Source organism: Kitasatospora sp. NPDC086801, assembly GCF_044745805.1.
Taxonomy (GTDB): Bacteria; Actinomycetota; Actinomycetes; order Streptomycetales; family Streptomycetaceae; genus Kitasatospora.
The window spans coordinates 93,629-114,534 of the sequence record NZ_JBIVAX010000017.1; the positions used below are offsets into that span (position 1 = coordinate 93,629).

The 20,906-nt window shown below is 72.6% G+C and carries 19 protein-coding genes; 10 read left to right on the forward strand and 9 right to left on the reverse strand.

What is annotated here, in order from left to right:
- Positions 1-71: 71 nt before the first annotated feature.
- Together ACIPLC_RS19745 and ACIPLC_RS19750 are read right to left on the reverse strand one after the other, a co-directional pair.
- Complete coding sequence (locus ACIPLC_RS19745) at positions 72-890, reverse strand: ABC transporter ATP-binding protein (protein ID WP_400474277.1); 819 nt, start codon at positions 888-890, stop codon at positions 72-74.
- A gap of 5 nt (positions 891-895) precedes the next feature.
- Positions 896-2,170 (reverse strand): substrate-binding domain-containing protein, encoded by a 1,275-nt coding sequence (locus tag ACIPLC_RS19750; protein ID WP_400474278.1) that lies wholly within the window; start codon positions 2,168-2,170, stop codon positions 896-898.
- Between the two features lie 392 nt (positions 2,171-2,562).
- Here ACIPLC_RS19750 and ACIPLC_RS19755 point away from each other — a divergent pair, with 392 nt between their 5' ends.
- The 4 genes from ACIPLC_RS19755 to ACIPLC_RS19770 all read left to right on the forward strand — a co-directional run bounded on the left by ACIPLC_RS19755 (position 2,563) and on the right by ACIPLC_RS19770 (position 8,940).
- The gene (locus ACIPLC_RS19755; RefSeq protein WP_400474279.1) at positions 2,563-3,324 is read left to right on the forward strand and encodes a CoA transferase subunit A; all 762 of its coding nucleotides are present in this window, start codon (positions 2,563-2,565) and stop codon (positions 3,322-3,324) included.
- 4 nt (positions 3,325-3,328) lie between these two features.
- A complete protein-coding gene (locus ACIPLC_RS19760; RefSeq protein WP_400474280.1) occupies positions 3,329-4,048 on the forward strand; it encodes a 3-oxoacid CoA-transferase subunit B in 720 nt (239 codons plus the stop codon).
- Between the two features lie 721 nt (positions 4,049-4,769).
- Entirely contained in the window at positions 4,770-6,875 is a 2,106-nt protein-coding gene (locus ACIPLC_RS19765; RefSeq protein ID WP_400474281.1) for a glycosyltransferase family 2 protein, read from the forward strand.
- A 133-nt stretch (positions 6,876-7,008) separates the two neighbouring features.
- Positions 7,009-8,940, forward strand: coding sequence for a galactose oxidase-like domain-containing protein (locus ACIPLC_RS19770; RefSeq protein ID WP_400474282.1), 1,932 nt, complete (start codon positions 7,009-7,011; stop codon positions 8,938-8,940).
- Between the two features lie 118 nt (positions 8,941-9,058).
- On the opposite strand, the gene ACIPLC_RS19775 is transcribed toward ACIPLC_RS19770, so the two are convergent.
- The 3 genes from ACIPLC_RS19775 to ACIPLC_RS19785 all read right to left on the reverse strand — a co-directional run bounded on the left by ACIPLC_RS19775 (position 9,059) and on the right by ACIPLC_RS19785 (position 12,211).
- Entirely contained in the window at positions 9,059-10,156 is a 1,098-nt protein-coding gene (locus tag ACIPLC_RS19775; RefSeq protein ID WP_400474283.1) for a glycoside hydrolase family 6 protein, read from the reverse strand.
- A gap of 280 nt (positions 10,157-10,436) precedes the next feature.
- A complete protein-coding gene (locus tag ACIPLC_RS19780; RefSeq protein ID WP_400474284.1) occupies positions 10,437-11,165 on the reverse strand; it encodes a uracil-DNA glycosylase in 729 nt (242 codons plus the stop codon).
- 266 nt (positions 11,166-11,431) lie between these two features.
- The gene (locus tag ACIPLC_RS19785; protein WP_063349252.1) at positions 11,432-12,211 is read right to left on the reverse strand and encodes an HAD-IIA family hydrolase; all 780 of its coding nucleotides are present in this window, start codon (positions 12,209-12,211) and stop codon (positions 11,432-11,434) included.
- 531 nt (positions 12,212-12,742) lie between these two features.
- On the opposite strand from ACIPLC_RS19785, the gene ACIPLC_RS19790 reads away from it, so the two are divergent.
- A complete protein-coding gene (locus ACIPLC_RS19790; protein WP_400474285.1) occupies positions 12,743-13,933 on the forward strand; it encodes an acyltransferase family protein in 1,191 nt (396 codons plus the stop codon).
- Positions 13,934-14,116: 183 nt separating this feature from the next.
- On the forward strand, positions 14,117-15,205 hold the full coding sequence (locus tag ACIPLC_RS19795; RefSeq protein WP_400474286.1) for a Gfo/Idh/MocA family oxidoreductase: 1,089 nt from the start codon (positions 14,117-14,119) through the stop codon (positions 15,203-15,205).
- Positions 15,206-15,331: 126 nt separating this feature from the next.
- On the opposite strand, the gene ACIPLC_RS19800 is transcribed toward ACIPLC_RS19795, so the two are convergent.
- Together ACIPLC_RS19800 and ACIPLC_RS19805 are read right to left on the reverse strand one after the other, a co-directional pair.
- Complete coding sequence (locus ACIPLC_RS19800) at positions 15,332-15,754, reverse strand: type II toxin-antitoxin system VapC family toxin (RefSeq protein ID WP_400474287.1); 423 nt, start codon at positions 15,752-15,754, stop codon at positions 15,332-15,334.
- On the reverse strand, positions 15,747-16,031 hold the full coding sequence (locus ACIPLC_RS19805; RefSeq protein WP_063349249.1) for a type II toxin-antitoxin system Phd/YefM family antitoxin: 285 nt from the start codon (positions 16,029-16,031) through the stop codon (positions 15,747-15,749). Before ACIPLC_RS19805 ends, ACIPLC_RS19800 begins: the two co-directional genes overlap by 8 nt.
- Positions 16,032-16,284: 253 nt before the next feature.
- Between ACIPLC_RS19805 and ACIPLC_RS19810 the strand changes: the two genes are divergently transcribed.
- Together ACIPLC_RS19810 and ACIPLC_RS19815 are read left to right on the forward strand one after the other, a co-directional pair.
- Positions 16,285-16,578 (forward strand): DUF6412 domain-containing protein, encoded by a 294-nt coding sequence (locus tag ACIPLC_RS19810; RefSeq protein ID WP_400474288.1) that lies wholly within the window; start codon positions 16,285-16,287, stop codon positions 16,576-16,578.
- An 80-nt stretch (positions 16,579-16,658) separates the two neighbouring features.
- A complete protein-coding gene (locus ACIPLC_RS19815; RefSeq protein WP_400474289.1) occupies positions 16,659-17,351 on the forward strand; it encodes a YidC/Oxa1 family membrane protein insertase in 693 nt (230 codons plus the stop codon).
- A gap of 61 nt (positions 17,352-17,412) precedes the next feature.
- On the opposite strand, the gene ACIPLC_RS19820 is transcribed toward ACIPLC_RS19815, so the two are convergent.
- Positions 17,413-18,099 (reverse strand): HAD family hydrolase, encoded by a 687-nt coding sequence (locus ACIPLC_RS19820; RefSeq protein ID WP_400474290.1) that lies wholly within the window; start codon positions 18,097-18,099, stop codon positions 17,413-17,415.
- Between the two features lie 29 nt (positions 18,100-18,128).
- Entirely contained in the window at positions 18,129-18,704 is a 576-nt protein-coding gene (locus ACIPLC_RS19825) for an NUDIX hydrolase (RefSeq protein ID WP_400474291.1), read from the reverse strand.
- A 236-nt stretch (positions 18,705-18,940) separates the two neighbouring features.
- Between ACIPLC_RS19825 and ACIPLC_RS19830 the strand changes: the two genes are divergently transcribed.
- Positions 18,941-19,708, forward strand: a complete 768-nt coding sequence (locus ACIPLC_RS19830; protein ID WP_400474292.1) for a CDP-alcohol phosphatidyltransferase family protein — start codon at positions 18,941-18,943, stop codon at positions 19,706-19,708.
- Between the two features lie 385 nt (positions 19,709-20,093).
- Positions 20,094-20,861: a DUF4232 domain-containing protein gene (locus ACIPLC_RS19835; RefSeq protein WP_400474293.1), complete on the forward strand. Its 768-nt coding sequence runs from the start codon at positions 20,094-20,096 to the stop codon at positions 20,859-20,861.
- Positions 20,862-20,906 lie beyond the last annotated feature (45 nt).

Genomic DNA, 20,906 nt, shown 5'->3' on the forward strand with positions numbered 1-20,906 from the left:
AGGGGCGGCAGGAGGCGTGGGCGCGGCCGCGGAGGCAGCGGCCGGGACGGGCGAGGAGAGTGGAGAGGAGGTCACAGCGCCTCACCCAGGTAGGCCCGTTGCACGGTCGGGTCGGCCATCACGGCCTCGGGGGTGTCCAGCGCGAGCAGCATGCCGTGGTGCATCACCGCGAGGCGGTCGGCCAGCCCGAGCAGGACGTCCATGTGGTGCTCGACCATGAGGACGGTCCGGCCCAGATCGCGGTGCACGGACCGGATCAGCTCGGTGAGGGCCGGCACCTCCTCGGCGCTGACCCCGGCCATCGGCTCGTCCAGCAGAATCAGCCGCGGATCGGAGACGAGGAGGACGGCCAGTTCCAGTTTGCGCTTCTCGCCGTGCGAGAGCGCGCCCGCCAAGGTGTCCGCGCGGTGGGTGAGTTCGGTGCGGTGGAGGGTCTCGGCCAGCTGTTCCCGGTGCCGGTCGGCGCGGCGCCAGAGCCGGTACGAGGCGCGCGGTCCGGCCGCCGCCTGGGCGGCCAGTCGGATGTGGTCGGCGACCGTCATCCCCGGCCAGAGGGAGGAGGTCTGGAAGGTCCGGCCGAGGCCGCGGCGCGCCCTGGCGTGCACGGCCTCGGCGGTGACGTCCACACCGTCGAGGTGGAGACTGCCGTGGCTCGCCGGATAGATGCCGGAGATCAGGTTGAAGAGGGAGGTCTTGCCGGCGCCGTTGGGCCCGATGAAGGCAATGAACTCGCCTTCGCCGACCGAGAAGGAGACGTCCTCGACGATCGGCACCCCGCGGACGGACCAGCCCAGTCCGTCCAGCCGCAACACCGGGGCGGCTGGGGCTGTGGCCGAAGGACTGCACGAGGAACCGGATGAGGAAGGAGCGGGGGCAGTGGGAGCGGGCATCGGGATCAGCCCGCCATCGGGGCGACCGGGGGCGCCACCTCGTCCGCGGTCAGGGCCTTCTCCACCGAGGGCTTGGCGGCGGCCCCGGTCCCGGTCAGCCGTGCCTGGAACATCGGCTGGAGGAGGGCGTGGTCCTCGGCGCGCACCGTGGTGCGCCCCTTCACCCCGTCGAAGCTCCAGCCCTCCAGCGCCTTGACCAGCGCTGACGTGTCATCGGTGGAGCCGTGGTTGGCCTCGGCGGCGCGCACGATCAACTGAGCGGCGGTGAAGCCGTCGGGCGTGAAGATGTCGGTCTTCCCGCCGGCGGCGGTGACGGCCTCGTCCATGGCCTTCTCCACCGGGGTGCCGGCGGCACCGCCGAAGTAGTGGTTCAGAAAGGAGATCTTCTCGGCCGCCGGGCCGAACAGCGGATAGGAGGCGGCCAGGTCCAGGCCGGTGACGACCTTGGTGTCGGCGAACACGTCCTGCTGGTTGAGCGCCGTCCACAGGGCGGAGGAGGTGTCGCCGGCCCAGGCGACGAACAGCAGATCGGGCTTGGCGGTCTTGGCCTGGGTGGCGAACGGGGTGAGGTCGGTGGCGCTCGGCGGGGCGAGCACCTGGTCGACCGTCGCGCCCTGGGCGCCGAGCACGGCCTTGACGGCGGCCACGTTGGCCTGCCCGAAGGCGTTGTCCTGAGCGAGCACGGTGACCTTCTTGCCCTTGGCGTCACCGATGAACGAGGCCGCGGTGCGGATGTCCTGGTAGGACTGGCGGCCGGAACGGAAGGTGTACTTGTTCAAGCCGGTGACCTTGTCGGCGGCGGCCGGGCCGCTGATGAAGAGCACCTTGTTCTGGGCGGCGATCGGGCCGACCTGGAGAGCGACGCCCGAGGCGGTGGAGCCGGCCAGGACCTTGTAGCCCTTGCCGATCAGGTCCTTGGCGGCGGACACCGCCTTGGCCGGATCGCCCGCGTCGTCCTGCTCCTCGAATTCGATCTTGTGTCCGTCGACCGCGCCGGTGCCCTTGGTCGCGTAGCTCAGCCCCGCCTTGAAGCCCTCCAGGTACTGCTTGCCGTAGGCGGCCAGCGGTCCGGTCTTGGAGTACACCAGGCCGACCTTGACCGGGCTTTTCGCACCACCGCCGCCCGCCGAGGCCGTCCCGGCGGTGCCGGCCTCGGCGCAGCCCGCGGCGAGCAGGACGCACGCCGCGACGGCGGCGAGCTTCCGGGCCGGGCCGCCGGTCAGGGTCTCCCCCGGGCGGGCGCCGGAGGCGGTCCGGGTGGGGGCTGTCGAGCTGCGCATGGTGACCGACTCCTGAGGGTGCGGCGGGGTGGATGCCGGAACCGTAGGTGTGCGGTGGGACTGGCGACATGTGGCTGGACGACGCATCAGCCCGCCGCGATGTGGCCCTGCCCGACATACCACCCGGGCGGCACCGTTCCCCGGGCACCCGGGTGTGGCCGGCCGACACGGGCCCGCATCAACCCATGGCTGCGGCCGCCATGGCTGCGGCGGCCCGCGCCCGGTGACGGTGGAGGGGCTCTGTGACGGTGGAGGGCTCGGCAGCCGTCCGGCGGCTGCTGCCGGGCCTTCCCGCCCGGCGGCCCTCCCGCCGGGCCCTCCCGCCGGGCCCTCCACCGAGCCCTCCCCCGAGCACGCCCTCTCCCGTATCCCACTCCTCACGAGGTGATCCCTTGGACAAGGTCCTGGACTCCCCCGCCGACGCGGTCGGGGACATCCCCGACGGCGCGGTGCTGGCCGTCGGCGGCTTCGGCCTCTGCGGCATCCCGAGCACCCTGATCGGCGCCCTGGCGGACACCGGCACCACCGGCCTGCAGGTGGTCTCGAACAACTGCGGGGTGGACGACTGGGGGCTCGGCCTGCTGCTGCGGGCGGGCCGGATCGCCCGGATGACGTCCTCGTACGTCGGCGAGAACAAGGAGTTCGCCCGGCAGTACCTCTCCGGCGAGCTGGAGGTGGAACTGACCCCGCAGGGCACGCTGGCCGAGCGGCTGCGGGCCGGCGGCGCCGGCGTCCCGGCGTTCTACACCCCGGCCGGGGTCGGCACCCAGATCGAGGAGGGCGGGCTGCCCTGGCGCTATGCGGCGGACGGCTCGGTGGCGCTGGCCTCACCGGCCAAGGAGGTCCGGGAGTTCGGCGGCCGCCGGTACCTGCTGGAGGAGGCGATCACGGCGGACTTCTCGCTGGTCCGGGCCGAGGTGGCGGACCGGCACGGGAACTGCGTGTTCCACGCCGCCGCCCGCAACTTCAACCCGCTCTGCGCGACGGCGGGCCGGATCACCCTGGTCGAGGCGGACCGGATCGTCGAGCCGGGCGAACTCGCCCCGGACGCCGTGCACCTGCCCGGCGTGTACGTGGACCGGGTGGTGTCCGCCGATCCCGCGGACCGCCGCATCGAGCGCCGGACCGTCCGCCCCGCGCTCCAGGAGGCCTGAACCGATGTCCACCCCGACCAGCACCCGTTCCCCCGCCCCCATCCCGCAGACCGCTCCCACCCCGCGGGCCGCCCACCGCCCGCAGCCCGGGCTCGACCCGCGCAACGCCCTGGCCGCCCGGGCCGCCCGCGAACTGCGCGACGGCCAGTACGTGAACCTGGGCATCGGCCTGCCCACGCTGATCCCCAGCCACCTCCCGCCGGGCGTCGAGGTGGTGCTGCATTCGGAGAACGGCGTCCTGGGCGTGGGCCCGTACCCGGTCGAGGGCACGGAGCACCCCGATCTGATCAACGCCGGGAAGGAGACGGTGACGGTCGCCCCCGGCGCCTCGTACTTCGACTCCGCCTTCTCCTTCGGCATGGTCCGGGCCGGCCGGATCGACGTCTCGGTGCTCGGCGCCATGCAGGTCTCGGCCGCAGGCGACCTCGCCAACTGGATGATCCCCGGCACGATGGTCAAGGGCATGGGCGGCGCGATGGACCTCGTGCACGGGGCCCGCCGGCTGATCGTGGTCATGGAGCACACCGCCCGGGACGGCTCCCCGAAGATCGTCGATGAGCTCTCACTTCCCGCCACCGGGCGCGGAGTTGTGGACCGGATCGTGACCGATCTGGCCGTGGTCGACGTGACGCCGGACGGGCTGCGCGTGGTGGAGACGGCCCCGGGCACGGGGTTCGCGGACGTCCAGGCCGCGACGGGCGCCGTTCTCCTTCCACCGCTCTGACCGGACCGGACCGAGCCGGCCGGGCCGGACGCGCCGGCCCCGCTCAGCGCCAGCGGCCGGACCTCCCGTCGGGGAGGTCCGGCCGTTCGCTTTGCCCCGGAGGCGCCGCGCATCGACGCCCCGCATCCACACCCCGCCGACGCCACGCCGACGCCACCGCGCCCGCCACCGCCACCGCCACCGCCACCGCCACCGCCACCGCGCCCGCGCCCGCGCCCGCGCCCGCGCCCGCCGAAATTCGTTGCATTAGCACCACCGCAGTCCGGATTGGCCGGGAACCGTAGGATCTTCATGCTTGCGCGGTGATCATTTCCCGGATCGGTTGCGATCACGGTTGCCCTCCGGGAGAGTTGGGGGCGCCATGGATCCCGCGTGCCCGGAGGGGAAGCCGGGAGCGCACCGGGATCCGCATGCGAAGTCCCCCCGCAGGCGCGCAATGAATTCCGCTCGCAAACGCCCACCGGCGCATGCGGACGCACGACGCGAATGACGGCCCGGAAACCGCTTGGAAACACGGCGGTCGACCGGGCGGTGTTCCACCGGGACGGCTTTCGAGGCAAGAGGCAAGAGGCAAGGCGAAGCAAGGCTCCGGGGGGAGCGGACCAGCCCCGCCGAACGCGGCCGGCCAGGCGCGCCACGGGACGGCGGATCGCATACCCCCGGTCCGAACACGCACCAACGGGCCCGCCGCCACGGTCGGCCCCGGCCGGGGGAGCAGACGATGACCATGCCGTTCGCGCGACAGAAGGACGCCGGGACGGCCCGCGGGCGAGGCGCCGGGCGGCGGCTCGACGACGACCTGGCCGCCGTTCCCGTGCCCGAAGCCCCGTACGACTACGGCCACTTCAGCCGACTGGCCGGCCCGGCGCACGACCCGGACGAGGACGAGGACCTCGGCGGCGGCGTCTACCGGCCCGAACCCGCCGACCACGGCACCCCGCCGACACCGTGGCACGCGCAGCAGGCCTGGCAACAGTCCACGCAGCAGGCCACGCAACAGGCCGCACAACAGGCCACCCCCACCCCCGTGCCCGCACCCACCGCCCCCTACCGCGTCCGGTACCGCAGCCTGTTGCGCCGCGAGCCGCACCGGCTCCGCGCCGCCCTGCTGATGGTGGCGGCCCCGCTGGTGGAGGTGGTGCTGCTGGTGTGGCTGCTGCTGCCGGAGCACTGGCCGGACCGTCCCGGCGAGACGCACGCCCTGGTGCTGCTGGGCGACAAGGTGATGATCGGGATCATCGCCGTGGTCGAGGTGTTCCGGCTGGTCAACGTCGTGTCCAACACCCACGCCACGCTCGTCGCCCGCGATCCGATACCGGTGACGCCGGAATCCGGCACCCGGGTCGCGTTCGTCACCACCTGCGTACCGGGCAAGGAGCCGGCGGAGATGGTGCGGGCCACGCTGGTCGCGGCACGCGCCGTCCGGCACGACGGTCCGTACGACGTCTGGCTGTTGGACGAGGGAAACGATCCTGCGATGCAGACGCTCTGCACCGAGCTGGGCGTCCGCCACTTCAGCCGCTTCGGCCGCCCGCACTGGAACCAGCCCAAGGGCCGGTTCCGCACCGGAACCAAGCACGGCAACTACAACGCCTGGTTGCAGGCGCACGGCGACGACTACGACTTCTGGGTCTCGGTCGACACCGACCACGTCCCGCTGCCGGACTTCTGCGAGCGGATGCTCGGCTACTTCCGCGACCCCGACGTGGCATTCGTGGTCGGACCCCAGGTGTACGGGAACTACCGCAGCTCGGGATCGGCCGTCACCAAATTCTCCGAGAGCCAGCAGTACCTCTTCCACGCACTCATCCAGCGCGCCGGAAACCGTTACGGCGCGCCCATGTTCGTCGGCACCAACAATGCCGTCAGAATCCGCGCACTCCAGTCGATCGGCGGGTTGTACGACTCCATCACGGAGGATATGGCGACCGGCCTGGAGTTCCACCGGAGCCGAAACGCCGAGACCGGTGAACGCTGGAAGTCCGTGTACACCCCGGACGTGCTCGCGGTCGGCGAGGGCCCGTCCTCCTGGACCGACTTCTTCTCCCAGCAGCTGCGCTGGAGCCGCGGCACCTACGAGACCCTGCTCACCCAGTACTGGCGGGTGCTCTGGCGGCTGTCACCCGGGCGGCTGCTCAACTACTCGCTGATGGTGGGCTTCTACCCGATGGCGGCGCTCACCTGGCTGCTCGGCGGCCTGTCCAGCGTGCTCTACCTGGTGTTCGGCGCCTCGGGCGTCCACGTGTCCTCCGAGATCTGGATGATGCTGTACAGCGACGCCGCCGCGCTCCAACTGCTGCTCTACACCTGGAACCGCAAGCACAACGTGAGCCCGCACGAGCCGGCCGGCTCCTCCGGGGTGGCGGGCATGCTGATGTCGGCGCTCTGCGGTCCGGTCTACGCGGCCTCGCTGGTGCAGGCGCTGCTGCGGCGGCGCAGCCGCTTCGTGGTGACGCCGAAGGGCCGTTCGGCCAGCGCGGACCGGGTGAGCACCTTCCGTTTCCACCTGTTCTGGACGCTGGTGTTCGGCGGCGCGATAGCGGCCTCCTTCTTCACCGGCTACGACCACGTCGCGATGCGCACCTGGGCCTGGATCGCCCTGGTCCTGACCGTGCTGCCGATCCTGGTGCTGGCCGGCGACGCCGTCCGCCGCCGACGCACCCGGCCCACGGCCACGCTCACCGTCACCGGCGGTCCGGCGGCGGCCCCGAGGGTCGTCCTGGAGAAGCGCCGCCCCCGGCACGCCCGCGACCCCCGGACCGGCCCGGCCGCACCGCCGGGCACCCCCGCGACACCCGACCGGGCCGAGCGCACCACCACCCGCTGAGCCCGAGCCACGAGCCCGCACGCACCCCGGACCTCCGAAGCTCAAGCACCCCCGAACCCCAAACCCCCGAACCCCCGCCCCCCGAACCGCCGAACCTCACGAGCTCCCGAACCTCACGAGGGGACCAACCACCGTGAAGATCCACAAGACCGGCCGGACCAAGCGCTTCGCCCTCGGCAGCACCGTCGCGCTGACCGTCGCCGGGATGAACGCGCCCGCCGTCCTCGGCTTCGCCGGCCAGCAGTACCACCAGTACGTGATCAACCGCCCCGAGTACAAGGCGGAGTACGGCCACTGGCAGACCCTCACGCTCCCCGCCGAGTTCCGGGTCAACGCCGTCCACGCCACGCTGCTGCGCACCGGCAAGGTCCTCATCGTGGCCGGCTCCGGCAACGACGAGAAGCACTTCGACGCGGGCAGCTTCCGCAGCCTGCTCTGGGATCCGGCCAAGAACACCTACAAGCTGATCCCCACCCCGGCCGACATGTTCTGCGGCGGCCACGCCACACTGCCGGACGGCCGCGTCCTGGTGGCTGGTGGCACCCAGCGGTACGAGAAGCTGGCGGGCGTGGTGAAGAAGGCGGCCGGCGTCATGCGGGTGCGCAACGAGAGCCCCGAGCGCGCCAGGACGTTCCCCGAGGGCACCGTCTTCGTCGGCCCGAACGGGCGCGAGTACGCCTCCACCGTGCCGGTGACCGTCCCGGCCGCGGTGAAGACGGGCTCCGGCCGGCAGACCGTCGTCACCGCCGGCGAGCAGCACGTGTTCGTCGAGGCGGTCGGGGCGGGCGCCGACTACGTCACCGACTCCCCCGCCCAGTACCGGATCAAGGGCCTGGCCGGGGTCGACGCCCACAACCTGTACGGGCAGAGCACCAAGCTGACCCTGGACAAGCAGGAGTACCAGGGCATCCGCTCCGCGTTCGAGTTCAACCCGGACACCGAGCTGTACGAGCAGGTCACCGACATGGCGTACGCCCGCTGGTACCCGACGCTCACCGGGCTGGGAGACGGGCGGGTGGTCACCGTCTCGGGCCTGGACGACACCGGGGAGATCCTCAACGGCAACGACAACGAGATCTACGACCCGAAGAACAAGACCTGGTCCAAGGGACCGGACCGCTACTTCCCGACCTACCCGTCGATCTTCCTGACCGCCTCCGGCAAGCTCTTCTACTCGGGCTCCAACGCCGGCTACGGCCCCGCTGACAAGGGCCGCGACCCCGGGGTGTGGGACCTGTCGGACAACGGCTTCCAGCCCGTCCCCGGCCTGCGCGACCCGTCCCTCACCGAGACCTCCTCCTCGGTGCTGCTGCCGCCCGCGCAGGCGCAGAAGGTGATGGTGCTCGGCGGCGGGGGCGTCGGCGAGTCGCCGCTGTCCACCGCCCGCACCGACATCGTCGACCTCTCCGCCGCCAAGCCCGTCTTCACCCCCGGTCCGGACCTGCCGGCCGGCGGCACCCGCTACCTCAACAGCGTGATCCTGCCGAACGACACCGTGTTCACCACCGGCGGCTCCAGCGGCTACCGGGGCCGGGGCGCCAGCGACCTGCTCAAGGCGCAGGTGTACCACCCGGACACCAACAGCTTCAGCACCGCCGCCGAGCCCGCCGTCGGCCGCAACTACCACTCCGAGGCGCTGCTGCTGCCGGACGGCCGGGTGGCCGTGCTCGGCTCCAACCCGCTGTTCGCGGACAAGGCCGAGACCACGCCGGGCGGCTTCGAGCAGCGCATCGAGATCTACACCCCGCCGTACCTGTTCCACGGCGACCGCCCGCAGGTGGCCGCCGCGCCGGAGGCGGCGAAGCTCGGCACCACCGTGCGGATCGGCACCGCCCGGCCGGACGCGGTCGCCACCGCCAAGCTGATCCGGCCGAGTTCGGTCACCCACGTGACCGACGTCGAACAGCGCTCGGTGGCCCTGGACATCAGCGGGCGCACGGCCGACGGGGTCTCGCTCACCCTCCCCGGCAACCCCAACCTGCTGCCGCCCGGCTGGTACATGCTGTTCCTGACCGACGCCGCCGGCACCCCGTCGGTCGCGCGCTGGATCCAGGTGACCGGCTGAACGGCACCGGTGCGTCACGGCCTGGCGCAGGCCCGCGCCCTCAACGAGCGGCCCTCAACGAGCGGCCCTCAACGGGCGGCCCTCAACGGGCAGCCGTCTGCCAACGGGCAGCCGTCTGTCAGCGGGCGGCCTGCGCCAGACCGAGCGCGTACGGCAGCCAGAACTCGCCCGCCCGGGGCTCGCCGCGCCCGCACTCGCCGTCCGACTCCCCCGGGTTCTTGATCCACAGGTAGGCGTCGACCCCGGCCCGGCCGGTGTCGGCGGTCGGCCGCTCACCGAGCGCGCGGCCGGTCGGGTTGCACCAGGCGTCGCCGCCCAGCGGGCCGTTGCCGTTGCGGCTGGTGTCGATGACGAAGTGCTTCCCGCCCAGGGCGGCGGAGAGCTGGCCGCCGTACGCCGCGTTCCGGCCGGTGTCGTAGAAGTTGGCGACGTTCACCGCGAAGCCGTCCGCCGCCGCGATCCCCGACTTGCGCAGCGCGGTGGACAGTTCGGCCGGGTCCTGCGACCAGCCGGGGTTGCCCGCGTCCAGGTAGACCCGCACCTGCGGACGCTTCTTCAACTCCTGCACGGCGAAGGCCAGCAGGCCGTACCGCTCGGCGGCCAGGTCGCCCTTGATCCCGCAGCTGTCCAGGGTGTGCGCGACGGCGTCCGGCTCCAGCACCACCCAGGCCTTGCGGTCGCCGAGGGCCTCCGCGACACCGCTGATCCAGGCCCGGTAGGACGCGGCGTCGGCGGCGCCGCCGGCCGAGTACAGGCCGCAGTCGCGGTGCGGGATGTTGTAGGCGACGAAGACCGCCGTCCGGTCCGCCTCGGCGGCCCGGCGGCTGACCTGTTCGGCGATCTCCTTGGCGCCCTGCTCGCCGAGCCACTGCGCGGAGGGCTGGGCGGCGATCCGCAGCAGCGTGTCGGCCTCCGCCGGCCGGCCCTGGCCACGCAAGGTGGTCATCTGCCGGGCGGCGTTGGTCTGATCGGAGACGTAGAAGGCCTGGCCGGGGAGTTGGGTGAGGCCCGCAGGGCCGGTGCCCGGGCTCGCGGCGGAGGCGTTGGGCGCGGCGGCGGGCCCGCCGGCCGATGCGGTACCGCCCGGACGGCCGGATGATCCCCCGGTCGATCCGGCGGTCGATCCGGCGGTCGATCCGGCGGTCGAACCGCTACAGCCCACGGCCCCCGCCAACAGCACGACCAGGGCCGCCCCCACGGCCCGTCGGATTGCCACTACCCGTCCCACCCGGCGCACGTACCGCCCCTCCCCCCAGAGCCGGTCCGGTGACCGGTCGGCACCAGCTAAGCACACCGGCCACCGGCCACCCGCGACGGGCGGTGAACGCCGGGTGGCCGTGAGCGGGCCGGCGGGCGCCCCCGACCGCCCGCCCGCGCAGACCCTCACCCACCCAGACCCTCACCCGGCCAGACCCTCACCCGGCCAGACCCTCACCCGGCCAGCCCGGGCCACCCGTCACTCAGCCCCCGAGCAACCCCAGGCAACCCCCAGGCGCTCAGCCCTGCTTCAGGTTGGGCACCTGCCAGTCGATCGGCTCGCCGCCGAAGCCGTCCAGCGCCGTGTTGATCTGCGAGAACGGGCGGCTACCGAAGAACAGCTTCGCGGACAGCGGCGACGGGTGCGCACCCTGCACGACCACGTGCTTGGACGTGTCGATCAGCGGCAGCTTCTTCTTCGCGTAGTTGCCCCACAGCACGAAGACCACCGGCTCCTCGCGCTCGCTCACCGCCTTGATCACGGCGTCGGTGAACTTCTCCCAGCCCTTCGCCTTGTGCGAGTTGGCCTCGTGCGCGCGCACCGTGAGCACCGCGTTGAGCAGCAGGACGCCCTGCTCGGCCCAGTGCATCAGGTAGCCGTTGTCCGGGGCGGGGATGCCGAGGTCGGCGTCCAGCTCCTTGAAGATGTTGCGCAGCGAGGGCGGCGTCTTGGTGCCGGGCAGCACCGAGAAGCTCATGCCGTGGGCCTGGCCGTCGTCGTGGTACGGGTCCTGCCCGAGGACCAGCACCCGGACCTTCTCGTACGGCGTGGCCTCCAGCGCGGCGAACTCCTGGCCGCTCGGCGGGAAGACCTGGTGCTGCGCGCGCTCGGCCGCCACGAAGGCCGCCAGCTCGGCGAAGTACGGCTTCTCCGTCTCGGTGCCCAGCACCGGGCGCCAGGACTCGGGCAGTTCCAGCCCGCCGCCCTCGCCGGCCTCCACCACGCCCGCCTCGACCGTGTCCGTCACGACATCTACCTCCCACACCGCGGCTGTTGCGCCGCACGCCCTCTTTCACCCCGAACGCTACACAGCCCCACCGACAACTCACCCCGCCGAAGCCGCCGGAGCCACCAGAGCTGCCGGAGCCGCCGGAGCCTCCGAAGCCGCCAGAGCCGCCAGAGCCGCCGAAGCCCCGCCGAAAGCACTCATCGCGCCGTTGCCTCCCCACAGGCACGAAACGGGCCCCGCCCCGGCGACCGGCCGGAACGGGGCCCACGACAGCACCGCGGAGGCTAGACCAGCTCGACCAGGTCCGCGATCGACTTGACCACCCGGGTCGGCCGGTACGGGAAGCGCTCGACGTCGGCGGCGGCGGTCAGGCCGGTGAGCACCAGGATGGTCTCCATGCCGGCCTCCATGCCCGCGACGATGTCGGTGTCCATCCGGTCGCCGATCATCACGGCGGTCTCGGAGTGGGCCCCGGCGGTGTTCAGCGCCTCGCGCATCATCAGCGGGTTGGGCTTGCCGACGAAGTACGGCTCGACGCCGGTCGCCTTGGTGATCAGGGCCGCGACCGAGCCGGTGGCCGGCAGCACGCCCTCGGGGGACGGGCCGGTCTCGTCGGGGTTGGTGCAGATGAACCGGGCGCCCTGGTTGATCAGGCGGATCGCCTTGGTGAGCGCCTCGAAGCTGTAGGTGCGGGTCTCGCCGAGGACGACGTAGTCCGGGTTGTTGTCGGTCAGCACGTAACCGGCCTGGTACAGCGCGGTGGTGAGCCCCGCCTCGCCGATCACGTAGGCGGTGCCGCCCGGGCGCTGGCCCTTGAGGAACTTGGCGGTGGCCAGGGCGGAGGTCCAGATGCACTCCTCCGGCACCTCCAGGCCCATCCCGGCCAGGCGGGCGCTGAGGTCGCGCGGGGTGTAGATGGAGTTGTTGGTGAGGACCAGGAACGGCTTGCCGGACTCCCTCAGCCTGCGCAGGAACTCCTTCGCACCGGGAATGGGCGTGCCCTCGTGGATGAGGACGCCGTCCATGTCGGTCAGCCAGGACTCGATGGGCTTGCGGTCTGCCACGTAGGTGTCTCCTTGGTCTTGCAACGGTTCTGAACGATCTCGCACATCGCTCCGGACCGGACACCCTCGGCCGGCCGGGCGCCACTGGCTGCCCCAACACGGACCAGCGTAGTCGCCCACCGGCACGCCCCACAGGGCCCACTGGCCGTGAGCCCTCGCTGCCGCTGCCTTCACCCCCGGGATGATCGCCACCGCCCTCAGCCCGACGTTCCGGCAGAAGCACCTCTGCCCCAGAGGCGCGAGCCGGGCACAGTGTCGCCGAGTGACGTACCGGTTTCAGCCCTGTGGCACCGGAACCCCTGAGCTCGCTCGTCCGGGATTCAGGCTCGCCGGCTCGGCGCCGTCGTGCCCGGCCACCCGGAGCGCGCCAGGGGGCGGGCGGGCCGGCATCCGCGGCGCCGCTCACGTGAGGTGCCTGCACGATGCCGAGCGAAACCTGGCATATACATATTATCTACGGACCTGTCTATCCCTGTGGGGCCCGCGCCCCGCTCATTCTCTACGAGGCGACCCATCAACACCGCACCGACCTTGCCGGCCCAGCACCGTCAGACGCCACGACCAACCGCTTCCGGACCGGCGAAGGGCCGTATCGCCGTCCTGGACGGCTTCCGGCTCGTCGCGGCGCTCATGGTCGTCGCCTACCACTACGTTGCCTTCAGCTCGGGATGGGACACTTCGCCGGAGACGATCTTCAAGACCGCCTATCTTCCGTCGACGTACGGTTTCCTGGGCGTCAACCTCTTCTTCCTGATCAGCGGGTTCGTGATCTGCCTCAGCTGCTGGGGCCGCTCCCTGGGGGATTTCCTCACCTCCCGGGTCATCAGGCTCTTCCCGGCCTTCTGGCTCGCGGTGATCTGTACATCACTGGTCCTGCACTTCTTCGCCGGCCCCGAGCACGCGCTGTCGCTGTCCGAGATTCTCGCCAACCTGACCATGTTCCAGGAGCCCTCCGGAGCGAAGTCCGTCGACGGCTCGTACTGGACGCTGTGGGTGGAGATGAGGTTCTACCTCCTGTTCGCCCTGGTGGTTTGGCGCGGTGTCAACTACCGGAGCGTCGTTTCCTTCTGCATCATCTGGGCTGCCGCAGCGGTGACCGCGAAGGGCATGGGCAGCAAGGAACTCAGCGAGGCCCTGGTCGCCAACGACTGCTGGTTCTTCATCGGCGGCATCGCCTTCTTCCTGATGTGGAAGTTCCGCCCGACGGCCCTGCTGTGGGCGATCGTCGTGTTCAGCTTCCTCGAGGGACAGTACTTCGTGATCGCCAACTACCACGGTCATGCGCTGAGTTACCGCGGCGAGCCCGCTCCGGTGTGGCCGGTCGTCGCTCTGCTGTCGCTGTTCTACGTCCTCATGGCCGGAGTTGCGCTCGGCTGGTTCAGGAAGATCAACTGGCGCTGGCTGCCCGCGGCCGGGGCGCTGACGTACCCGTTGTACGTACTGCACGAGAACATCGGCTGGAGCATCACCAGCCGCCTCCAGCACAAGGTCCCCGCCGCCGCTCTGGTCGTGGGTCTGGTCGCCGGGATGCTGGTCGCGGCCTGGATCGTCAACCGGGTGATCGAGCGGCCGGTGTCGAAGAAGTTGCGCAAGGTCCTCGTGGCCTCCTTCGCCGAGATCCGGCAGCACTCCACCGCGCCCGACGCCGAGAAGGTACCGGCCGGCCAGGCCGAGGCGGCGGCAACCGGTCGTGCACAGCCCAGGTCAGCGGAGCGCCTGTAGTCACTACGGCAGTCACTACCGCGGGCCAGCCGAAGAGGGTGCCGGGCAGACCACCCCGGCACCCTCTCCTCGTTCCTGGGCCGTTGGGCCCGGGATCCCCCCGGACCGGGTCCGGTCGTCCGCGAGGCGGCCCCGCCCGCTGCGAACCGGGAGCAACCGGGCGCCTCGTGATTGAGTGGGCGCATGAGCGCCTCGACCCCCTCGACCTCTCCGGACCGCCCGTTCCGCGTCGGCCTGATCGGCTACGGCCTAGCCGGCTCCGCCTTCCACGCCCCGCTCATCGCCACCACCCCGGGGCTGCGGTTGGACGCCGTGGTCACCGCCAACCCCGAGCGCCGTGAGCAGCTGCGCCGTGAACACCCGGACGCCCGCGCCGTCGACACCCCCGAGCAGTTGCTCGCCGACCCGGACGCGCTCGACCTCGTCGTCATCGCCTCGCCCAACCGCACCCACGCCCCGCTCGCCCGCGCCGCCCTGCGCGCCGGGCTGGCCACCGTCGTCGACAAGCCGCTGGCCGGCACCGCCGCCGAGGCGCTGGAGCTGTGCCAGCTCGCCGAGGCCGGGGGCCCCCTGCTCTCCGTGTTCCAGAACCGGCGCTGGGACGGCGACTTCCTGACCGCCGCCCGGCTGGTCCGGGGCGGCGCGCTCGGCCGGGTGCACCGCTTCGAGTCCCGTTTCGAGCGGTTCCGCCCGAAGCCCAAGGCCGGCTGGCGCGAGCTCGCCGACCCGGCGGAGGTCGGCGGCACGCTGTACGACCTGGGCAGCCACCTGGTGGACCAGGCGCTGAACCTGTTCGGCCCGGTGGAGACGGTGTACGCGGAGGTCGACGTGCGCCGGGACGGCGCGGTCGTCGACGACGACGCCTTCCTCGCCCTCACCCACGCCTCCGGCACCCGTTCGCACCTGTGGACCAGCGCCATCACCCCGCTGATCGGCCCCCGGCTGCGGGTGCTCGGCGACGCCGCCGGGTACGTCAAGCCCGGCATGGACCCGCAGGAGGCGGACCTGCGGGCCGGGCACCGCCCGGACGGCGCCCGCCCGTGGGGCGCCGACCAGCCCTCGCAGTACGGCACCCTCGGCACCGACGAGTCCGCGATCGCCCTGCCCACCGACCCGGGCGACTACCCCGCCTTCTACGCGGGCATCGCCGCCGCGCTGGCCTCCCCGGGCACCCCGCCCCCGGTCGACCCGCGCGACGCGGTGGCCGCCCTGGCCGTCCTGGAGGCCGCCCGCGCCTCCGCCGCCACGGGCACCACGGTCCGTCTGGGCTGAGCGACCGCCGGGCCTGCCGCCCCCTCGATGCGACGTCCCAGACGCTCGGATGAGCGGCCGGAGGGGGGCGGCAGGACACCGGCGCGAAGAGCGTGAACAGGACGACTCCCCCGCGCGCGGCGGCCGTCACACCCCGATGACCTCCACCGCCGAGCCCAGTCCCCGAAAGTCCGCGACGTTGCGGGTGTACAGCGGCAGGCCGTGGGCCGAGGCCACCGCGGCAATCATCAGGTCGATCCGGCGCGGGCGCGGCTGCCGGCCGGCGGCGATGGTGAGGGTCACCAGCGTGCCGTAGCGGGCGGCCGCCGCCGCATCGAAGGGCAGCGGGTCGAAGTCGGCCATCGCCGCGCCCAGCACCTCCAGCCGGGCCGCCCGGCTGGCCGCGTCCCGGGCCATCGACACGCCCTGTTGCAGCTCCGCGAAGGTGATCGCGGTCAGCTCCGGCACGGTCGGCAGAGCCGCCGGGGAGAGCAGCGCCAGATCAATGTAGACACAGGTGTCGAGCACCCCGGCCGGCCGCCGCCGGGGCGCCCGCCTGCGCTCAGCCACGCCGCCGCTCGAACGGGTCGTCGCCCTCGTCGCCCACCAGTTCCTCGGGCCCGAAGTACTCCTCGGCCTCCTTGCGCATCTGCTGGTAGTCCACCCGCGGCAGCTTCACGTGCCGCGCCACCAGTTCCTCCGCCGTGAGCCGCCGCCGTCCGGACACCGGTCGCAGCTCCGCGACCTCGACCCCGTTCCTGGTGATGTGGAAGGTCTCCCCGGCCTCCACCGCGTCCATCACCGCGGCGGAGTTGTTCCGGAACTCCCGCTGGGTAATCGTCTTCACCCCTCCACGGTAGCCCCGTGTAGCACCCCTGGCTACGCCCTCCGCGCCGAGCGGGAACTCGGCGGGCGCGGCGATCGTCCTGAACATCTGAAGTCCGGCCCCGAGTCCGTGGGACCCGAGTCCGTGGGACCCGAATCCGTGGGGCCGGATCCATGAGGCAGAATCCATGGGACCGAATCCATGGGGGCCGAGTCCGCGGGGCCAGAAGCCCGAGGGGCCCGAAGCCCGTCACACCGGAGGGGAGGAGCAGCGCATGACCGTCGTCACGATGCTGCTCGGGCTGCTCCGGGTGCTGACCGGGGAGCTGGTGACCGAGGGCGGGACGGTCGCGTCGGTGGCGGCGGTCGCGGTCGCGGCGCTGGTGGCCGGTGCGGTCGCGGGCACGCTGGCGGGGGCGCGGCTGCTGGGGGCGCGGGCGCCCACGGCGGTGCGCAGCGGGGTGTTGCGGCGGCGTGCGTTCCGTACGGCGTTCCTGCCGCAGCGTGATCCTGATGCCCGGGGCAGGCGACGCCCGAGGGCACCGGGTGCGGTCCCGGCGGCCGCGTAGCTTCGTCCTCTTCCGCCGTTCCTCGCGGCCGTCCTCCGTCGACCACTCGTGTTCCGAGGCCCCGGAGGGCTCGCTCCACCATGTCTGTTCTCGCTGTTCTCGACCCGGCCGTCGCCGTCGCCCATGCCACCGTCACCGCGCTGGCCCAGGTACTGCCGACCGCGCTGGCGATCGTCCTGTTCACCGTCGCCGTCCGGCTGGCGTTGCATCCCTTCGCGCGGGCGGCCGCGCGGGGGGAGAAGTCACGGGCGCGGCTGGCGCCGAAGGTCGCCGAGGTGAACCAGAGGTTCAAGGGCCGCCCGGAGAAGCTGCGGGAGGCGCTCGCCGAGTTGTACCGGGAGGAGCAGGCCTCGCCGTTCGCGGGGTGCCTGCCGATGCTGGTGCAGATTCCGTTCTTCTCGGTGATGTACCGCCTCTTCACCACCCCGAACGACCTGCTGGACCACACCCTGTTCGGCGTGCCGCTCGGCCTGCACGTCGGGGGCGCGCACGGCGCCGGGCAGTTGGCGGTGTTCGGCCTGCTGTACGCCGGGCTGGCGGCGGTCGGGTACGTCAACTTCCGCCGGGCCAAGCGGGCGGCGGCCGCGCAGCCGACCCCTCAGCCGGGGGCGGGGCTGCTGCCGTTCCTGTCCTTCGGGTCGGTGCTGTTCGCGACGCTGGTGCCGGTGGCCGCTGCGCTCTACCTGGTGACGACGAGCGTGTGGTCGGCCGCGGAGCGGGCCTGGCTGCACCGGGGCGGCGCGCCGGCGCCGACGGCGGCGCTCGTGCTGTGAGCGCTGCGACCGGCGGCGACGCCCGTGCCGTGAGCGCCGCCGCCGGCCCCGCCGGCCTGCGTCAGAAGTGCCGCAGCAGTTCGGGGAAGGCCGCCAGTTGCAGGGTCGCCTCGTCGGGTCCGAGCTCCTCGTGTTCCAGGACCCAGGTGTGCTCGTGCGGGATGAAGACCGTGCGCAGCCCGGCCCGGCGGGCGGGGGCGATGTCGGACTTGGGCGAGTTGCCGACCATCCAGGTCCGGTCGGGGTCGAGGCCGAGGTCGGCGGTGAGCCGCCGGTAGGTGTCCGTCGACTTCTCGGCCACGATGTGGACGCCGCGGAAGTGGTGGTCGATCGTGGAGGCCGTCACCTTGCGCTGCTGCTCGTCGAGGTCGCCCTTGGTGAGTAGCAGCAGGTGGTGGCGCCCGGCGAGGGCGGCGAGGGTGTCGGCGACGCCGGGGATCAGCTCGATCTCGCGGCTGGTGAGCGGGGCGAGGAGGCCGTCGATCCGGGCTTCCTCGGCCGGGGTGGGGGTGCGGTCGCCGTTGAGCCGCCGCAGGCAGTCGGCCAGGCTCTGCCGGAACACGGCGGCGCCGTAGCCGAGGGTGGCGGAGTTGGCGGCTTCGATCTCGTCGAGGACGGTCCTGGCGCGGTCCCGTTCGGCCGGGGTGGCGACCCAGTCCAGGAAGCCGTCGATGACCCGCTCGAAGAGGACGTTGTTCTCCCAGAGCGTGTCGTCGGCGTCGAAGATGAGGGTCTGGTCGGTGTGCATCCGGGTGTGCTCCAGCGGGGTTCGGAAGGTCAGGCGGGGGCGTCGAGCAGGCGGCCGGCCCGGTCGAGCGTCTCGCGGAGGTTCTCCTCGGTGGTCCGCTGCCGGGCCTCGGCGATGGTGAGCCACTCCAGCGGGGCGGCGGGGTTCTCCGGCCGCGCCTGCTCCGGGGTGCCGGTGGCCAGCAGGAAGCGCAGGTCGGCGTGTTCGTGGGCCGGTTCGACGGGCGAGGCCGGGACGGGGACGACGGCGAGGTGGACGAGGGCCGCGTCGGGCCACGGCGTGAGGTCGGTGAGCCCGGTCTCCTCCAGGCCCTCGCGCAGCGCGATGTCCAGCGGCAGGGTCTCCCCCGGGTCGCCGTGTCCGCCGACCTGGAGCCAGGCCTGCTGGCGGACGTGCCAGCGCAGGAGGACGCGCCGGGTCGGCGGGTGGACGATCAGCGCGGAGGCGGTGAAGTGCAGCGGAGTCCCGCGGTCCCAGGCGTCGGCGGCCCCGGCGAGGTGGCAGACGCGCTCGTGGTCGGCGGTCTCCGCCGGGCCCTGCGGTCGGTGGTCGGCCAGCAGTTCGGCCAGGCCGGGGCTCTGCGCCGCGCCGCCTGTGGTCACCATGATCAGCACTCCTCGTTGCGCTCCGGGCCACGTCAACCGGCTTGCGGGGGCGGGTGATCGGGGCCGGGGCTTCCGGTTCCGGCGAACCCGCGAAGCCTAGCCCCGGGGCCGTCCGGCGGCCCACCGGTTTTCCTCCCGCCGCCACCAGGTGGGCGGGGACACCGGGCCGGTCGGGGCGGTGTCCGGGAGGCCGTAGCCTGTGGTGATCGTTTCGGGACAGGTGGAGGGATGTCGTCATGGTGGCTGCTCCGGCGCTCGCGGACTTGCGCGAGGTGTGCCAGCCGCAGGCCAAGCTGCAGAGCCGCAACGGTGAGCACTGGGCGGGACGGCTGTACATGCGCCGCCTCTCGCTGCGCACGACCCGGCAGTTGGTGCGGACGTCGGTGTCGCCGAACACCCTCACCTGGGTGATGGTGGTCTGCGGGGTCGGTGGTGGGGCGGCCCTGCTGATCCCCGGCCTGACCGGTGCCGTGCTGGCGGCGGTGCTGTTCCAGCTGTTCCTGCTCTTCGACTGCGTCGACGGCGAAGTGGCGCGCTGGAAGCGCCAGTTCAGCATGGCCGGGGTGTACGTGGACCGGCTCGGCGCCTATCTGGCGGACGCGGCGTTGATGATCGGCGCGGGTGTGCGGGCGGCCCGGGGCGGGTCGGAGCTGTGGGTGTCGGTGGGCCTGGCGGCCGCGCTGGGCGTGGTGCTGCTCAAGGCCTCGACGGACCTGGTGGACGTGGCCCGGGCCCGCAGCGGGCAGGCGCCGGCGGACGAGGAGTCCACCCAGCCGCGCTCGCAGGGCATCGCGACCGCGCGCCGGCTCGCCTCGGTGTTCAAGATCCACCGGGTGACGAACGGCATCGAGGCCTCCCTGGTGCTGCTGGCGGCGGCCGCGGTGGACGCGGCGCTCGGCAACCTGGACGCGACCCGGGCGACGGTCGCGGGGATCGCGGTGATCACCTGGGGCATGGTGGTGGCGCACCTGGCGTCGATCCTGTCCTCCTCGCGCCTGCGCTGACGGACTGCGGCGCGGCCCCGCCTCAGCGGGGCCGCCCGCGCCCGCGCCGCCCACGCGCACGCCCACGCCCGCCCACGTCAAGGCACGCCCACGGCTGTGGTCAAGATCCGCCGGGTCACGGGTCCGTCCCAGCGGACGACGGCCGCGAACGGGCGTGGAACCGCGGCGGGAAACCGCCGTCCCGGCTGGCCGGCAGCGCACCTCGGCGCGGTGCGCCCGGTGGTGGCGCGCGTCGCGCTCGGCCGTGCGTGTAACAGCACTGTATTGGGGGCTGGTTGGGCGGAACGGTTCGCCTGGCCGGGCGGTCCTGATCACCAGAAACGCCCGCTCGTACCCGACCCGTACCGAGCACCCGGCACTGCCACCCGATACTGAGGAAGACACGATGCGCGTTCACAAGCTCACCTTCGCCGCCCTGGCCGTTGCCGCGAGCCTCTCGCTCACGGCCTGCCAGGGCGACGACGGCGGAAGCGCGGCGCAGAGCAAGCCGTCGTCGGCGCCGTCCGTGTCCACCGCTTCTTCCCCGGGCGGCGGTTCGGCCTCGGGCAGTTCGAGCCAGGGCAGCGGAACGGCACCCAGCGGAACGGCACCCAGCGGGACGGGCTCCAGCGGAACGGCCTCCGGTGGTTCGGCCTCGGGCGGTTCGGGTCAGGGCAGCGGAACGGCCTCCGGCGGGACGGCCCCCAGCGGGACGGGCACGGCTGCCGGGACGAGTTCCGCCGAGAGCGACAAGGGCGGCAAGTGCCGGACCGACGACCTGGCGATCACGGCCGTGGACCGCACCATCGACGGCGACCGCGACCGTACCGTCGTGGTGGAGTTGAAGAACCACAGCGGCCATGACTGCGCGATCTCCGGGTACGCGGGCGTCGACCTGAAGACCAACGCCGGGTCGCTCTCCGCCCAGCGATCCGGCGAGCCGGTCGTCCCGGACGTCCTCAAGAACGGGAAGTCGACCTTCTTCGGCATCAGCTACCCGATCAACGCGTCGGGCGGCTCCGGCGTCCGCGTCACAGGGCTGGTGGTGACCCCGCCGGACGAGACGAAGTCGGTCACCCTCCCCTGGCCGGGCGCCGGCACGCTGCCCGCCACGAACGGCAACGGCTCCCCGGTGAAGATCGGCCCGATGGGCAGCGCCGGCCAGGGCGAGTGACCCGCATTCGCCTCACCCCCGATGCGCGCGTGGCACTTTGACGAC

Excerpts from the sequence above, each read along its gene's own strand:
- ACIPLC_RS19795 (WP_400474286.1), top strand. The coding sequence starts at position 14,117 with ATGAGCGCCTCGACCCCCTCGACCTCTCCGGACCGCCCGTTCCGCGTC.
- ACIPLC_RS19750 (WP_400474278.1), bottom strand. The coding sequence starts at position 2,170 with ATGCGCAGCTCGACAGCCCCCACCCGGACCGCCTCCGGCGCCCGCCCG.
- ACIPLC_RS19830 (WP_400474292.1), top strand. The coding sequence starts at position 18,941 with ATGGTGGCTGCTCCGGCGCTCGCGGACTTGCGCGAGGTGTGCCAGCCG.
- ACIPLC_RS19745 (WP_400474277.1), bottom strand. The coding sequence starts at position 890 with ATGCCCGCTCCCACTGCCCCCGCTCCTTCCTCATCCGGTTCCTCGTGC.
- ACIPLC_RS19825 (WP_400474291.1), bottom strand. The coding sequence starts at position 18,704 with ATGGTGACCACAGGCGGCGCGGCGCAGAGCCCCGGCCTGGCCGAACTG.
- ACIPLC_RS19835 (WP_400474293.1), top strand. The coding sequence starts at position 20,094 with ATGCGCGTTCACAAGCTCACCTTCGCCGCCCTGGCCGTTGCCGCGAGC.
- ACIPLC_RS19765 (WP_400474281.1), top strand. The coding sequence starts at position 4,770 with ATGACCATGCCGTTCGCGCGACAGAAGGACGCCGGGACGGCCCGCGGG.
- ACIPLC_RS19810 (WP_400474288.1), top strand. The coding sequence starts at position 16,285 with ATGACCGTCGTCACGATGCTGCTCGGGCTGCTCCGGGTGCTGACCGGG.
- ACIPLC_RS19815 (WP_400474289.1), top strand. The coding sequence starts at position 16,659 with ATGTCTGTTCTCGCTGTTCTCGACCCGGCCGTCGCCGTCGCCCATGCC.
- ACIPLC_RS19760 (WP_400474280.1), top strand. The coding sequence starts at position 3,329 with ATGTCCACCCCGACCAGCACCCGTTCCCCCGCCCCCATCCCGCAGACC.
- ACIPLC_RS19820 (WP_400474290.1), bottom strand. The coding sequence starts at position 18,099 with ATGCACACCGACCAGACCCTCATCTTCGACGCCGACGACACGCTCTGG.